Genomic DNA, 14,935 nt, shown 5'->3' on the forward strand with positions numbered 1-14,935 from the left:
CGTTCCTTTTTGGACCGGAAATCTCACGGTCACTTCGATGAGCTCTTGGTGGAAATGATGTCCTGGGCTTGCAGCCACTGCGGCGACCCGGGTTTCAGCTTCATTTGCGCCCGTGCGGCGAAGATCCGTGCGTCGAGGAGGGCCCCGGCCTGCCAGTGAGCCTCCGCCATCGCGAGTTCGGCCGAGGCATCATCGCCTATTCGCCCGTAGGCCATAGCCAGGAATCGATAGCCGCTGGCATTCGAAGGGTCCGACTGCAGCCCTTTCTTGATGATGGCGATGGCGTTTTTCATGTCGTCGGCATCGCCCCCGGTGACCATGGCCTGGCCGATCGAGGCCTGGAGAAGACCGGACTTCGTCGGGTCGAGCTTGGCAGCGCGGGTAAAGGCGACGGCCGCCTCCTTGGCCTTGCCGGCCTCCATCAGGATCTCGCCGCGGATTTCGTGAAACCAGGGGCTTTTCGGATCCTTGGCGATCAGGGCGTCGATCTTCTGCAGCGCGATCGCCGGCGAGCCCGAAAGATGGGCGGAAATCGCCTCGCCATAGGTTGCGGCAAGACCCCGCGAATCCTTCGAGAACATCCGCCTGACGGCACCCGCGCCCTCGCCATAGGCCGCGATCTTCGCGCGGGCCAGATCATGGCGCAATTGCAAGGCCGGATCGTCCTTGCGGTCGTAGTAGGGACTCTGGCGTGCGAGATCCTGGAGCCGCACGATGCGGTCGCGGGGAGCGGGATGGGAGGTGATGTAGCGCCGCGGCGAGACGCCCGAGAGGAGATTGGCCCGTTCCAACCCCTCAAAACTCTGGATCAATCCCTTGCCGGACTGGCCGGCCTTTTCGAGATAGACCAGCGCCGAGCGGTCGGCCGTGGTCTCTTCGGACCTCTGATAGGCCTGAAGCCCGCGCAGCGCTGCCGTACCGCCGCCAACCGCAAGGCCTGAGCCCGCCCGCGCCGCGTTGGAAGACCCGGTCGCAGCGCCTGCCACGGCGACACCGGCGCCCAGAAGGCCTGCGATCAGGGCGATCCTCTGCGCCTGCTCCATCTGCTCGCGCAGCCGCAGTTGGTGGCCACCGGCCAGATGGCCGATCTCGTGCGCGATCACGCCGACCAGCTCGTTCGGCGTCTCGGAGCCGACGATCGTGCCGGTGTTGATGAAGATGCGCCGACCGGAGACGAAGGCGTTGAACTCGGGGCTGTTGACGAGAATCACCTCGACCCCGGAGCGGGAAAGCCCCGCCGCCTTCAGGATCGGCTGCGTGTATTCAGCGACCAGTCCCTCGATCTCCGCGTCCCGGACCACCGGAACTCCGCGACCGACGGGCCCCGCGGCCAACGTATTGGAGGGAACCATCACGCAGGCGATAAGGAGACAGACAAGTCGGGTCTGGAGGCGAGCGATCATCGGCCTTATTCTGTCCTTCTCAAGATGGTCGGTCGGATTCGCGTCGACATCCCAATCCTTTTCAATCCGGCAAATGTGAGGCTATCCCGGCCTGACCCGCGCCGTGCGGCATGCGACACGCCCTGTGCCGCAGAATGCGCCGTTCTAGGAGTATCACAGTGTCAAAGATCATCACCGTCAAGACTTCGGCCCGCTCGGCCGTCGAGCCGTTCCGTGCCATGGACGTCTTGTCGGAGGCAAACCGGATGATCGCCCGCGGCGACAGAGTGATCTCGCTGGCGGTCGGCCAGCCCGCAGCCCCGGCGCCCCGCGCGGCCATCGCCGCGGCACGGCGGATGCTGGACCATGGCCGCGTCGGTTATACCGACGCATTGGGGCGTGCAGACCTGCGCCAGCGCATTGGCCATCACTATTTCGACACCTATGGCCGGGCCGTCGCGCCCGAGCGCATCATGGTGACCACGGGCTCCTCGGCCGGCTTCAACCTCGCCTTCCTCGCCGCCTTCGATCCCGGCCAGCGCATCGCCATCGCGGCGCCCGGCTATCCAGCGTATCGCAACATCATTCGCGCCCTCGGCCTCGTCCCGGTCGAGATCGAGGTCGACGCCGCCGATGGCTATATCCTGGACACCGAGCGCCTCGCTTTCGAGCACGCTCGGGGCAGGCTCGACGGCGTGCTGATCGCCAGTCCCGCCAACCCGACCGGAACCGTGACGCCGCGCGGCGAACTGCAGCGCCTGGTCGAATTCTGCGACGAGCAAGCCATCACCTTCATCTCCGACGAGATCTATCACGGCCTCGTCTACGGCCCGAAGGAAGCCTCTGCCCTCGAGTTTTCCGACAGCCCGATCGTCGTCAATTCGTTCTCGAAACTCTACTGCATGACCGGTTGGCGTGTCGGCTGGCTGGTTCTGCCGGAGCCCTTGATGCGGGCCGCGGAGCGGATCGGGCAGAGCCTCTACATCTCGGCGCCGGAACTGTCGCAGGTCGCGGCCGTCGCGGCGATGGACGCGGTCGAGGAGATGGCGCTTGTCCGCGACGGCTACGCGGCGAATCGCGACATCCTGATGCGGCGGCTGCCGGAAATGGGCTTCAGCGCGATCGCCCCGATCGACGGCGCCTTCTACGCCTATGCCGCCGTGCCGGAAGGGGCGGGGACGTCGACGCACTTTGCCCGCGCGCTGCTCGAAAACAGCCACGTCGCGCTGACGCCCGGCGGCGATTTCGATGTCCGCCGCGGCGAGCGCTTCGTCCGCCTGTCCTACGCCTGCAGCACCCCGTCGCTGATCGAGGCGACCGATCGGATGGCGGACTTTCTCGATCAGAATGGCTGATGCCTGCTGCCGGCAACGACGAAGGGCGGGGAATGATCCCCGCCCTTCGTGATGTCCTGTGCGTGTTGCGGCCGCCTGATTCTAGAAGAAGCTGCGGCGCGCCCACCAGCCGGTGCGCTTGGCTCCAGGCTCGGCCTGTTCGCTGCCGCGGCTGGAGGTGACGGCCGGCTCCGAGCGAACCGCCGGCTCGGCGGGCGCGGCAGCCTCCTCGACGGGCGCGGCAGCCTCGTCGGTCACGCGGGTCTCGCCCGCTGCAGTTTCCGCCTCCAGCAGCGCCGGAGCCTCGGTCACGGGTTCCAAGACCGCCGCAACCGGAGCCACCTCAGCCCCAGCCGGCTCGTCCGAAACAGGTGCGACCTCGGCCACGGCGGTGGGCTCGGCAGTCGGCTGTTCGTGCTCAGCCTCGGTCGCCGGAGCGCTGTCCCAGGGGTTGCGGACGGGCTCAGGGGAAGCCTCGAACGGCAGCTCGGCTACCTCGGCCGCACCGACCTCTTCCGCCGTCTCAGGCAAGGGCAGGGCGCCTGCTTCAAGCGGACCGTCCTCGCCGGAGGTCACGGCTTCGCCGTTCTCGCCCTCGGTCCGGTCATCGGCACCGGCCGACACGCCCTCGGTTTCCCCGTCGCGATTCTTGCGCCCGCCACGGCGACCGCGACGGCGGCGTTTGCGGGCGCGCTCCTCTTCGGAGCTCTCGTCGTCGGACGTCACCTGAGTCGCTGCTGTCTCTTCGGCGTCGCCCTCGTCGTCGGTAGCGACCGTGTCGTCGCCCGACGCGTCGTCGCCGCCATCGTCCTCGCCAGCATCGCCGGCATCCTGGCCGTCATCCGAGGCGTCGCTGCCGCCCCGCCGGCGCCGACGCCGGCGCTTGCGGCGCGGCTGGTCGTCGGTCTTCTCCTCGGTGTCGGCATCGCCGGCGGGTGCGTCGACCACCGCGGTCGCCGAACCGGTCTCTTCGGTCTCCTCGACGTCCTCGACCAAGTCGAGATCCTCCGGCTCGTCCTCGTAGACGACAGGGGCGACCGCCGGCAGGTACTCGCGGCGGACAGCCTCGGGACCCTGCTCGATGGCGACATGCTGGTGGCCATGCGAATCGTCGGCTTCGATCGTGATCCTGAGACCGTTGGCCCGCTCCAGATCCTCGATCGTCTGGCGCTTTTCGTTGAGGACGTAAAGCGCGGTCGCCGTCGGCACCTTGACGATGACGTCGTGCGTCGAATGCTTCTGCACATGCTCCTCGATGGCGCGCACGACGTGCAGCGCCAGCGAGGAGTTGGACCGGATGTGGCCGACGCCGTCGCAGGTCGGGCAGACGCGGGTGGTGGATTCCAGAACGCTGGCGCGGATGCGCTGGCGGCTCATCTCCATCAGGCCGAAATGCGAGATATGGCCGATCTGGATGCGGGCGCGATCGTCCTTCAGGCAGTCCTTCATCTTCTTCTCGACGGCGCGGTTGTTGCGCTTCTCTTCCATGTCGATGAAGTCGATGACGATGAGGCCCGCGAGATCGCGCAGGCGCAGCTGCCGCGCCACTTCCTCGGCCGCCTCGAGATTGGTCTGGTAGGCGGTGTCCTCGATCGAGTGCTCGCGCGTCGACCGGCCCGAATTGACGTCGATGGCGACGAGCGCCTCGGTCTGGTTGATGATGATGTAGCCGCCCGACTTCAGCGTCACATGCGGCTGCAGCATGCGGTCGAGCTGCGCCTCGATGCCGCCGCGCGCAAAGATCGGCACGGGGTCGCGATAGGCCTGGACGACCTTCGACTGGCTCGGCATCAGCATCCGCATGAAGTCCTTGGCCTCGCGGTAGCCCTCCTCGCCGGAGACGCAGATCTGGTCGATGTCCTTGTTGTAGAGATCGCGAATCGAGCGCTTGATCAGGCTGCCCTCCTCGTAGACGAGGGTCGGCGCCGCCGAGGCGAGCGTCAGGCTGCGGACGGTCTCCCACAGGCGCATCAGATATTCGTAGTCGCGCTTCACCTCGGCCTTGGTGCGCATCGCGCCCGCGGTCCGCAGGATGATGCCCATGCCCTTCGGCACTTCGAGCTCGCGCGCCACTTCCTTCAAACGCTTGCGGTCGGCGATGTTGGTGATCTTGCGCGATATGCCGCCGCCGCGCGCGGTGTTCGGCATCAGCACGGAATAGCGGCCGGCGAGCGAGAGATAGGTGGTGAGAGCCGCGCCCTTGTTGCCGCGCTCTTCCTTCACGACCTGGACCAGCAGGATCTGCCGGCGCTTGATGACTTCCTGGATCTTGTACTGCTTGCGCGGGGCGCGCGGAACGCGGACGGGGACTTCCTCCATCGCGTCCTCGGCGCCCATCTCGTCGACGACTTCCTCTTCATCGTCGCCGCCCGGCGCATCCTCGGCGCCGTGACCACGGCGGGAGCGCGACCGGCGCCCACGACCGCTGGCACTGCGTGCCGGGCGCCCCTCGGCGTCGGCTTCCTCACCGGACGTCTCGTCTTCGGACTCGTCGCCGAGGAGTTCGTCGCCGCCGGCGTCGTCGCCCATCAGCTCGGGCGCTTCGTGCTCATTCTCGGAAAGGGATGGCGCGCCGTCCGTCTCTTCGTCGCCCGGCTCGCCGCCCTCGGCCGCGATCGGCTCGAAAATGCTGTCGTCGCCCGACGATTCGGCAGCGCGGATCGACTTGCCGCCGCCCGGCCGACGGGGATTGCGACGCTGCGCGGTGATCTTGCGCTCTTCGTCTTCTTCTTCCTCGCGGACGCGGGCCATCTCGTCCTCGACGAGCGCCTGACGGTCCGCGACCGGGATCTGGTAGTAGTCGGGATGGATCTCGCTGAAGGCCAGGAAACCGTGGCGATTGCCGCCGTATTCGACGAAGGCGGCCTGAAGCGACGGTTCGACGCGCGTCACCTTGGCGAGGTAGATATTGCCCTTGATCTGCTTCTTATGCTCGGATTCGAAGTCGAATTCCTCGATCCGGTTACCCCGGACGACGACGACCCGGGTTTCCTCGGGATGCGACGCATCGATCAGCATCTTGTTTGGCATGGCGAAATCTCTCCGGGACGCTCACCTCGGCGCGCATCCTGGCGTCAGACGCCATGAGGAATACGGGGAAAGGTGCGTCCGCAAAGGTCGTTGGGCGGCGGCGATTCGCACTCGAGGATGGCTGGCGCCGAGGCTGATAAGGCTCGGGCTGAAGCGTCAGGGATCCGGTGGAGGCTGGCGACACTGCTGGGGCGACCTGCGTAACTGACTGGCCGCCTGGGGCGACCGATGAAATCTCGCGCAATCCGCTCGATAACGGGCCGGATGCGCGTCGAAAGATGGACGTTCGGGATTTCTCCACGGACGTGAAATGGTACAGAGGTGGAAGACCCAAAAACACCGATCTCACGACCGCGACGTTTCGCGCGCGAGATCCTGGACTGAGGACCTCGCAGCCGACATTTCGTCGAACTTGCTCGGCGGTCCTGGCGGTCGTGGACGGGATGTTTCAAGCGTTTGAGTTTTCCCAGCCTCAGTTCTGCTTTTATGGTGCGCGAGGGCAAGACACAAGGGTAAAGCCCGGCGGGCGCCTGTGGGGGACATGTCGGGCCCGGTTGTACACGCCTTCGTGCGTGCCGACCGACGTGTCCAGCGCCAATACCGAGACGACGGGATGTCATGACCGAGAGTAGATCTGCGAATCAGTCGGCCCGCATGGCAGTGCTTCTCGTTCTGTCGTTTCTTGGAATCGCGACCTTTGCTGCAAGGCCAGCCGATGCTGCGGAGGGGATAACCGAGAGCATCCTGACCGGCTTCAGCCAGACGAGCGCGCCGAAGACGTTCGTTGCCTCCCTCGATCTTGTCGGAACGCCGCGCTCGCGCCTCATCCTCCTGCGCCGTCCCGACCGCGTCGCCATCGATCTCTTCGACACGGTTGCGGCGCTGAAGACGATAACGATCGAGGAGAACCCGATCGTCGCCAACGTTCGCCAGGGGCTGGTCGCGCACGACCGGTACCGAATCGTCTTGGCCCTGAAGCAGCCGGGGCTTCCCGTCGCCACCATCGACACGAAGGATGGCCACTCGGTGCTCAAACTCACGATCAGCGCGACCGATGCCGCAGGCTTCGGCCGCGCTGTCGCCAGCCAGGAGATCGGTGCAAGCGTCGACGTGGCGAAGGGGGTTCCTCCAGTCTCGGGGCCTCAGGAGCGCGTGACCGTCGTCATCGATCCCGGCCATGGCGGCGTCGATACCGGTGCAGTCGGCCGGCACGGAACGCTGGAGAAAGACATCAACCTCCAGTTCGCCAAATCGCTGAAGCAGGCGCTGGCCAGCCTGCCGAACGTCGACGTCGTGATGACGCGGGAGGACGACCGCTTCGTCAGCCTCAGCGAGCGGTCGAAAACTGCCCGGCGAGACAAGGCGGCGCTGTTCATTTCGCTCCATGCCGATTCGATCCGCTATCCCGGGATCCGCGGCGCCACCGTCTACACGCTGTCGGAACGCGCTTCCGACCAGCTGTCGCGGGAAGTCGCGGAAAGCGAGAACTCTTCCGACCGCTTCGTCGACCCTAAATGGCAGGAGGGCGAGCCGGAGGTCTTCGACATCCTGATCGAGCTGATGCGCCGCGAGACCGACAGCTTTTCCGAGCATTTCGCTGCCGGGCTCGTCGAAGAGTTTGGCCGCCACAAGGTCCGGCTGATCCGCAATCCCAAGCGCTCCGCCGGCTTCAAGGTCCTCCTCGCGCCGGACGTTCCGTCGGTGCTTGTCGAACTCGGCTACCTCTCCAATGTCGACGACGAGCAGCTCTTGCTCGACAGCTCCTGGCGCGAGGACACGGCAAGCGCGATCGCCTCCGCCGTTTCGGGCTATCTCGGTTCGCGCGGCCTTGCCGCAACGCTCGACAAGGCCGAGGGCGGCTGAGCCAAAGCTGTGTGATCACGGCAACAGTGCGAAGGTAACGGCCCGGTTTGATACCCTTGCAGACACGGCTCCGCCGCATTTTACCGGCATCGGGAAGACGAAGCACGACGAATTGGCTAAGGCGCTGGCGAGGTGCCCGGAATGCCATTGCAGCGCTGCTTCGATGGTGCCGGCGCGCGGGCTAGCCGGCGAGAGGGTCGCGTGCGGCTGATGGAGTTCCAATGATCAGGTTGCTCGGCTATTTCTTCGGCATCGGAACCGTCATGGCGCTGATCGTCGCGGCGGGCGTCGCCCTTTACGTCCAGCACATGACGAAGGACCTGCCGGATTACCAAGTGCTGGCCGCGTACGAGCCGAAGGTCGCAACCCGCTTCCATGCCTCCGACGGATCGCTCATGGCCGAATACGCCAAGGAGCGCCGGCTCTTCCTGCCGATCCAGGCGATCCCGAATCTCGTCAAGGGCGCCTATCTCTCGGCCGAGGACAAGAATTTCTACGGCCATCCCGGCATCGACATCTACGGCCTTGGACGCGCGGTCCTGGTGCTGGCGAGGGGCGGCCCCATGCAGGGCGGCTCGACCATCACCCAGCAGGTTGCCAAGAACTTCCTTCTGACCAACGAGCGCTCGATCGAGCGCAAGGTGAAGGAGGCGATCCTGTCGCTGCGCATCGAGCAGGCCTATTCCAAGGACAAGATTCTCGAGCTCTACCTCAACGAGATCTATCTCGGCCTCGGCTCCTACGGCGTCGCTGCCGCCTCGCTCGCCTATTTCGACAAGTCGGTGAACGAGCTCGAGATCCACGAGGCGGCCTATCTCGCGGCACTGCCGAAGGCACCGGAAAACTACAATCCCTACCGCAGCGCCGACCGGGCGATGGAGCGCCGCAACTGGGTCATCGACCAGATGCAGGCCAATGGCTACGTCACCGCCGCGGAAGGCGACGAGGCGCGCGCAAAGCCCCTCGGCGTCAATCCGAAGAAATCGGGCACCTACCTCTTCGCCGGCGAGTATTTCACCGAGGAGGTCCGCCGCGAGGTCATCCAGCGCTACGGTATGACGGCGCTCTACGAGGGCGGCCTTTCCGTGCGCTCGACGCTTGACCCGAAACTTCAGGTCGAGGCACGCGCGTCGCTGCAGCGGGGCCTCGTCGCCTACGATGAGGCGCGCGGCTATCGCGGACCGATCAAGACCATCGAACTTGAGAGCGACTGGGGCAAGGCGCTCGGCGAGGTGCCGGGCTATGTCGACGTGCCGGAATGGCGCGTCGCGGTCGTGCTGTCGGCCCAGGCGGACAGCATCAGCATCGGCCTGCAGCCCGTCCGTGGGATCTCGGGCGCCCTCGGCGCCGACCGCGAAACCGCGACCATCGCGCTTGCGGACATGAAATGGGCGCTGCGGGTGAGCGTCGACGGCAAGGCGCGCGCGGTCAAGTCGGCCGACGAGGTGCTGAAGCGCGGCGACGTCGTCTTCGTCGAGAAGAATGCCGGGGGCGAGGGTTATCGCCTGCGCCAGCCGCCGAGGGTGCAAGGCGCGCTTGTTTCCATGGACCCGCATACGGGCCGCGTCCTCGCTATGGTCGGCGGCTTCTCCTATTCGCAGTCGGAGTTCAACCGCGCCACGCAGGCGCTCCGCCAGCCTGGCTCGTCCTTCAAGCCGATCGTCTACGCCGCGGCGCTCGACAATGGCTATACGCCCGCCTCGGTCATCCTCGACGGCCCGATCTCCATCCCGAACGGCACCGGCGGTTACTGGGAGCCGAAGAACTACGGCGGCGAGGCAGCCGGCCCGTCGACGCTCCGCTCGGGCATCGAGAAGAGCCGCAACCTGATGACCGTGCGGCTGGCCCGCGACATGGGAATGGACCTCGTCGCGCAGTATGCCGAACGCTTCGGCGTCTACGACAAGCTGGCGCAGTATCTGCCGATGGCGCTCGGCTCGGGCGAGACCACGGTGCTGCGCATGGTGGCCGCCTATTCGGTGATGGCCAATGGCGGCCGCTCGATCGAACCTTCGCTGATCGACCGTGTGCAGGACCGCTACGGCCGCACCATCTACAAGCACGACAGCCGCGGCTGCGACACCTGCAACGTCTCCACCTGGGAGAACCAGGCGGAACCGGCTTTGGTCGACAACCGCGACCAGGTGCTCGACCCGATGACCGCCTACCAGATCACGTCGATGATGGAAGGCGTTGTCCAGCGCGGTACCGGCTACGCCGTGCACACGCTGGGCGTTCCCGTCGCGGGCAAGACCGGCACCACCAACGACGAGAAGGACGCATGGTTCGTCGGCTACACGGCCGACCTCGTCACCGGGCTTTATCTCGGCTACGACAATCCGGCACCGCTCGGACGTGGCGAAACCGGTGGCGGGCTCGCCGCGCCGATCTTCCTCGACTTCATGACGCAGGCGATCGCCGGAAAGCCGCCTGTGGAGTTCCGCGTGCCCGAGGGCATGACGATGGTGTCGATCGATCGCAAGACCGGCATGGCGTCCAGCGGCGCGGGGGCCATCATGGAAGCCTTCAAGCCGGGCACAGGACCGTCCGACAGCTACCAGATCATCGGTGCCGACGATGCCTACAGCGCCGCGCCCGCCGTCATTTCACCGGCGACCCAGGACGCCATCGTGCAAGGCGGGGCCGGCGGCCTGTTCTGAGCACCGGACCCCGGGCACGGCCCGAGGGGCGTCAGCACGGCAGACCCTTGTTTCCGCTCGCAGCCGTGACGCTGCAACCCCACGGATGGGGTTGCATCTGCTTTACAGCCCGGGACGCCGACCCTATACCCGCCAACACCCTGCCATCACCATAGAAGGGACTGCGGCATGCGCGCCGAGATCGAGACCATGACATCAGAAATCAAGCAGGCGATCGACCTGCTGAGGAGGCATCTTTGACTGGGATTCATCCCTCAAACGCCTGGACGTTCTGAACGCACAGTCGGAAAATCCCAATTTCTGGGATGACGCAGCCGCCGCCCAGAAGCTCATGCGCGAACGGCAGTTTCTCGAATCCGCGATCGACGGCATCCGCAAGCTGGAAACCGGCCTGCAGGACAATATCGACCTCATCGCCATGGGCGAGGAGGAGGGCGACCAGTCGGTCGTCGTCGAGGCCGAAAGCGAGATCAAGGCGCTCAAGGCCGACGTCGACAAGCGGCAGATCGAGATGCTCCTGTCGGGCGAAGCCGACAAGTTCGACACCTATGTCGAGGTTCATTCGGGTGCCGGCGGTACCGAAAGCCAGGACTGGGCGGCGATGCTGCTCCGCATGTACATGCGCTGGGCGGAGCGCGCCGGGATGAAGGTCGAGCTTCTGGAGACGCATTACGGCGAAGAGGCCGGCATCAAGTCGGCAACGGTCCAGATCAAGGGCCACAACGCCTACGGCTGGATGAAGACCGAATCGGGCGTCCATCGTCTCGTCCGGATCTCGCCCTATGACAGTCAGGCCAAGCGCCATACCTCCTTCGCGTCGGTCTGGGTCTATCCCGTCGTCGACGAGACGATCGAGGTCGAGGTGAACGAGTCGGAAGTCCGGATCGACACGTACCGAGCCTCGGGATCAGGCGGACAGCACGTCAATACGACCGATTCGGCCGTGCGCATCACGCATATTCCGAGCGGTATCGTCGTGCAGTGCCAGAACGAGCGGTCGCAGCACAAGAATCGGGCCACCGCCTGGGACATGCTGCGGGCCCGACTTTACGAGGCGGAACTGCAGCGCCGTGAGGAAGCGGCAAACAAGGAAGAGGCGTCGAAGACAGACATCGGTTGGGGTCACCAGATCCGATCCTACGTGCTGCAGCCCTACCAGATGGTCAAGGATCTTCGCACGGGCGTGCAGAGCACGGCACCGCAGGACGTGCTCGACGGAAAGATCGACGAATTCATGGAGGCAGCGCTCGCCCACCGTGTCCATGGTGGCAGCGTCGACGTCGCCGACGCCGAATGATTGAATCCCGCCGGTCGAAAGGTCGGCGGGATCTGCCCCCCACAGTCCCGATCAGCCGAAGGTATTGATCCGGCGGCCGGCACGCAGAAAGCGCGCGGGGTCGACCGCGTTGCCGTCGCGGCGTACCTCGTAATGGAGATGCGGTCCGGTGCTGCGACCCGTGCTGCCGACGCGGCCGATCACGGAACCGGCCTTCACCCTGTCACCGACATTGACGAGAATCTGCGAGAGATGACCGTAGCGGGTCATCAATCCGCCGCCGTGGTCGACCTCGACGAGGTTGCCATAGCCGCCATTCGGGCCGGCCTGCACGATCGTTCCCGAGGCCGTGGCACTGACATTCGTTCCGGTCGTCGCCACGAAGTCGAGCCCTGTATGCATGGCGGAACGACCGAGAAAGGGATCGGGCCGAACGCCGAAGGTCGAGCTCATCAGGAGCGTGTCGACAGGACGGGCAAGCGGCAGCCTGTCGGTCGTGCGCTGCAGCAGTTGCAGATCGGTCAGGGCCTGATCGAGCTCGGCGAAACTGGCGTCGAAGCGTTCGGTCTCCGGCATGTCGACAAGCGGGCCACCCTTGCCGTCGGCATCGTCGGACGATCCCCGGTGAAGGCCCGCACCGGCCAACATGCCCTCCGATCGCAGTACGGCGGCGATATGCTCCGTCTTGCTGCGGGCGGTGATGGCAAGGCTCGTCAGATTGGCGATTTGTCCGTCTTCGACGCTTTCGAGCGAATCGCCGATCTTCTGGATCAGGGCAACGGGAATGGCCAAGGAGACGTGCGGTTTGGTCGCCGAGGGATCGCCGGCCCGAAGCACCGAGGCCGAACGATCGACAAGCCGGAAACGGGCGAGGGCCGGCGAGGGTGCGTCCGGTGCGAACGCCGGTGCGAGTTCCGGTGCGGCGACGTCTTGGGACGGGCCGCCGAGCGACCCGTTATCGACCGCGGTCGACACGGCTGCCGGGCTTGCCGCGTCATCGCGAGGCTTCGGCCGGGGAATGGGGATTTGGGCGGACAGAAGACCCGTCGCGCGAGCCCGGTCCATCAGAGGCTGCAGCTTTGCGTAGCGGGCCTTCAGTTCCTGCTGCTGGTCGATCAGCGTGTCGATCTTCTCTTCGACCGACTGCTTGTCGAGGATCTGCCGACTGACCGCCCGGTCGAGTTGTGTGCGCAAAGAGGCGATGCGGTCCTCGTAGGCCTGCTCGAGCCGAAACTCGCTGGCGGTGCCCGAAGACAGGATGTCGTCGCGCATCATCATGTAGCCGCCGGTCGCCACGCAGCCGAGGACGAGAGTGGAGGCGAGGGTGGTCGACAGGGCAAGGACCCAGGGGCGCACGGTGAAGTGCCGGATATCCTCGCCGCGGGCGATGATCACCGTGTGGGGAATCTTCCGCCGCCCAAAACTTCCGTGGTGCTGGCCCGATGTCATCGCGTACCCTGTCCGTGACGACCCGCAGGGGCGGGTCTTCAACCCTCCCGATTACGCCCTGTTAAGGTTAAGGAATGCTTTCGCGCCGCAAGGGGACTGGCAATATCGGTGCTTGTCCCTTCGCAGCTGACGTCGAGCGCCGCCCGAAATCGCGAGGCTGGCTCGCCCATCGCGGCGAGGGATGGAACGGCCGGGGATGCCTCCCGTTGCCCTCTGTGGAGCCACGACGAACCAGCAACACCCGCAGATTTGGAGACGATTCGAATGACGCCAGAGACGCATGTCTACTTTCGCCAGACCGGACAGGAGCCCAGCGCCTACGTTCTCGTGCGGCTGTACGAGGAAGAGGGGCAGTCCGCCGCCGAAGCTTCGTTGGCCGGAGAAATGGTCGGCGAGGCGAAATACGAGTATCCGACGACGGGCGAGCCGCATTCTGTTCTGCGCGATGCGCGCGACTACGCCGCCGGCCACGGTTTCGACGTTCGGATCGAACTCGACGGCGTCGCCTGGGACCCCGGCCTCGGCTCTCTCGTCGGTTAGAAACCGCGCGAGAGGCCTGTTCCGCCGGCCGGGAGCGCGCGTGTCCGAAAAAGCTCAGTTCGAGAGCGGTGACAGGGACCGATAGAATGTCGGCGTCAGGCCGGCTTCTGCCCGGGCGCGATCGTTGAACGGCGGCTTCACGTCGCCGCGAAAACACTGCCGCACCAGGACCTGGAAACGCTGCGCCGGGTTGACGCCCTGGCGGGCGCAGAGGAAGCGAAACCATTTCGCGCCGACCGCGACATGCTTCTTCTCGTCATTGTAGATGATTTCGAGGATCGCTCCGGTTTCGCGGTCGCCGACCTCGTCGAGCTTGGCGAGCAGAGAGGGCGTCACGTCGAGCCCCCGCGCTTCGAGGATCAAGGGCACGATGGCGAGCCGGGCGGCGAGATCGCCCGCCGTCGCCTCGACCGCCTGCCAGAGGCCATCATGCGCCGGCAGGGCACCATAGAAAGAGCCGAGGTCTTTGAGCCGTCCGGACAACAGACGAAAATGCTTCGCCTCCTCCATCGCCACCATCATCCATCCATCGAAAAACGATCGCGGCACCGGTTCGCGGGCAAAGCGCGCGACGATGTCGAGTGCCAGATCGATGGCGTTCAGCTCGATATGGGCGAGGGCGTGGATCATGGAAATCCGGCCCTCCGGCGTATGGACCGAGCGACGCTTGACCAGCCGCGGCGATACCAGATCCGGCTTTGCCGGACGACCGGGGCGCGATGGCTGGGCCGGGTCGCCCGGCGACGACAGGCCGAGCCGACGCTCGAACCAGCCATTGCCGGCATAGTCCGTCAGGCGCAGCTTCTCGTCGAGATCGGCTGCGAGCAGCGCCTCGATGGCGGCGCCGCGAAGGCTCGCCGCACCCCTTTGCAGGCTGTCGCTCACGATGCGGCTAGCTCGCGTGCGGCTGCCAGAACTTCTTCCGCATGACCGGGCACCTTCACTTTCGGCCACAGGCGGACAATCGTGCCGCTGGCGTCGACGAGCACCGTCGTGCGCTCCACGCCCATATACGACTTGCCGTACATGCTCTTCTCCACCCAGACGCCGAAGGCACCGAGCAGCGACTTCTCCTCGTCCGAGAGCAGCCGGACGGTGAGCGCGTGCTTGTCCCTGAACTTGACATGCTTCTTCACCGGATCGGGCGAGACGCCGATAAGCGCGACCCCGAGGGCGTCGAAATCGGTCTTCAGCCGGGTGAAGTCGATCGCTTCCTGGGTGCAGCCCGACGTGTCGTCCTTGGGGTAGAAGAAAAGAACGAAGGGCTTGCCGGAAAGGTCGGCGAGCCCCACGCTGGAGCCGCTGTCGTCGGGCAGGGTGAAATCGGGACAGGGTGAACCAGTGCTGATCATCGGCAGGCGCCTTCCTTTCGGCCAAATGGACTGAGATGGGGTCGGTGTT

At 65.7% G+C, this 14,935-nt stretch carries 10 protein-coding genes; 5 read left to right on the plus strand and 5 right to left on the minus strand.

What is annotated here, in order from left to right; translation table 11 throughout:
- Nucleotides 1-29: 29 nt before the first annotated feature.
- Nucleotides 30-1,403 (minus strand): M48 family metalloprotease, encoded by a 1,374-nt coding sequence (locus Sa4125_RS10205; protein WP_224006721.1) that lies wholly within the window; start codon nucleotides 1,401-1,403, stop codon nucleotides 30-32.
- A 218-nt stretch (nucleotides 1,404-1,621) separates the two neighbouring features.
- On the opposite strand from Sa4125_RS10205, the gene Sa4125_RS10210 reads away from it, so the two are divergent.
- Entirely contained in the window at nucleotides 1,622-2,737 is a 1,116-nt protein-coding gene (locus tag Sa4125_RS10210; protein WP_224007727.1) for an aminotransferase class I/II-fold pyridoxal phosphate-dependent enzyme, read from the plus strand.
- Nucleotides 2,738-2,818: 81 nt separating this feature from the next.
- On the opposite strand, the gene Sa4125_RS10215 is transcribed toward Sa4125_RS10210, so the two are convergent.
- Nucleotides 2,819-5,746 carry a ribonuclease E/G gene (locus tag Sa4125_RS10215; protein ID WP_224006724.1) on the minus strand — a complete coding sequence of 976 codons (2,928 nt, stop codon included), beginning with the start codon at nucleotides 5,744-5,746 and terminating at the stop codon, nucleotides 2,819-2,821.
- A 654-nt stretch (nucleotides 5,747-6,400) separates the two neighbouring features.
- Between Sa4125_RS10215 and Sa4125_RS10220 the strand changes: the two genes are divergently transcribed.
- The 3 genes from Sa4125_RS10220 to prfB all read left to right on the plus strand — a co-directional run bounded on the left by Sa4125_RS10220 (nucleotide 6,401) and on the right by prfB (nucleotide 11,566).
- Nucleotides 6,401-7,609, plus strand: coding sequence for an N-acetylmuramoyl-L-alanine amidase (locus Sa4125_RS10220; protein WP_224006727.1), 1,209 nt, complete (start codon nucleotides 6,401-6,403; stop codon nucleotides 7,607-7,609).
- Nucleotides 7,610-7,830: 221 nt separating this feature from the next.
- Entirely contained in the window at nucleotides 7,831-10,269 is a 2,439-nt protein-coding gene (locus tag Sa4125_RS10225) for a penicillin-binding protein 1A (RefSeq protein ID WP_224006730.1), read from the plus strand.
- A gap of 168 nt (nucleotides 10,270-10,437) precedes the next feature.
- Nucleotides 10,438-11,566, plus strand: a protein-coding gene (prfB, locus tag Sa4125_RS10230) for a peptide chain release factor 2 (protein WP_224006733.1) whose coding sequence is annotated in 2 segments (ribosomal slippage) — nucleotides 10,438-10,506 and nucleotides 10,508-11,566 — 1,128 coding nt in all. Because the reading frame shifts where the segments join, the coding sequence is not laid out codon by codon here.
- A gap of 51 nt (nucleotides 11,567-11,617) precedes the next feature.
- On the opposite strand, the gene Sa4125_RS10235 is transcribed toward prfB, so the two are convergent.
- Nucleotides 11,618-12,940 carry a M23 family metallopeptidase gene (locus Sa4125_RS10235; protein WP_224006737.1) on the minus strand — a complete coding sequence of 441 codons (1,323 nt, stop codon included), beginning with the start codon at nucleotides 12,938-12,940 and terminating at the stop codon, nucleotides 11,618-11,620.
- A gap of 318 nt (nucleotides 12,941-13,258) precedes the next feature.
- Here Sa4125_RS10235 and Sa4125_RS10240 point away from each other — a divergent pair, with 318 nt between their 5' ends.
- The gene (locus Sa4125_RS10240) at nucleotides 13,259-13,534 is read left to right on the plus strand and encodes a hypothetical protein (protein WP_224006740.1); all 276 of its coding nucleotides are present in this window, start codon (nucleotides 13,259-13,261) and stop codon (nucleotides 13,532-13,534) included.
- A 54-nt stretch (nucleotides 13,535-13,588) separates the two neighbouring features.
- Here the strand turns inward: Sa4125_RS10240 and Sa4125_RS10245 are convergent, their stop codons facing one another.
- Together Sa4125_RS10245 and Sa4125_RS10250 are read right to left on the minus strand one after the other, a co-directional pair.
- Entirely contained in the window at nucleotides 13,589-14,422 is an 834-nt protein-coding gene (locus tag Sa4125_RS10245) for a ferritin-like domain-containing protein (RefSeq protein WP_224007730.1), read from the minus strand.
- Entirely contained in the window at nucleotides 14,416-14,886 is a 471-nt protein-coding gene (locus tag Sa4125_RS10250; RefSeq protein ID WP_224006742.1) for a peroxiredoxin, read from the minus strand. The genes Sa4125_RS10245 and Sa4125_RS10250 overlap by 7 nt, the downstream gene beginning before the upstream one ends.
- Nucleotides 14,887-14,935 lie beyond the last annotated feature (49 nt).

It is taken from the genome of Aureimonas sp. SA4125 (assembly GCF_019973775.1).
In the GTDB taxonomy this organism is placed as follows: domain Bacteria; phylum Pseudomonadota; class Alphaproteobacteria; order Rhizobiales; family Rhizobiaceae; genus Plantimonas.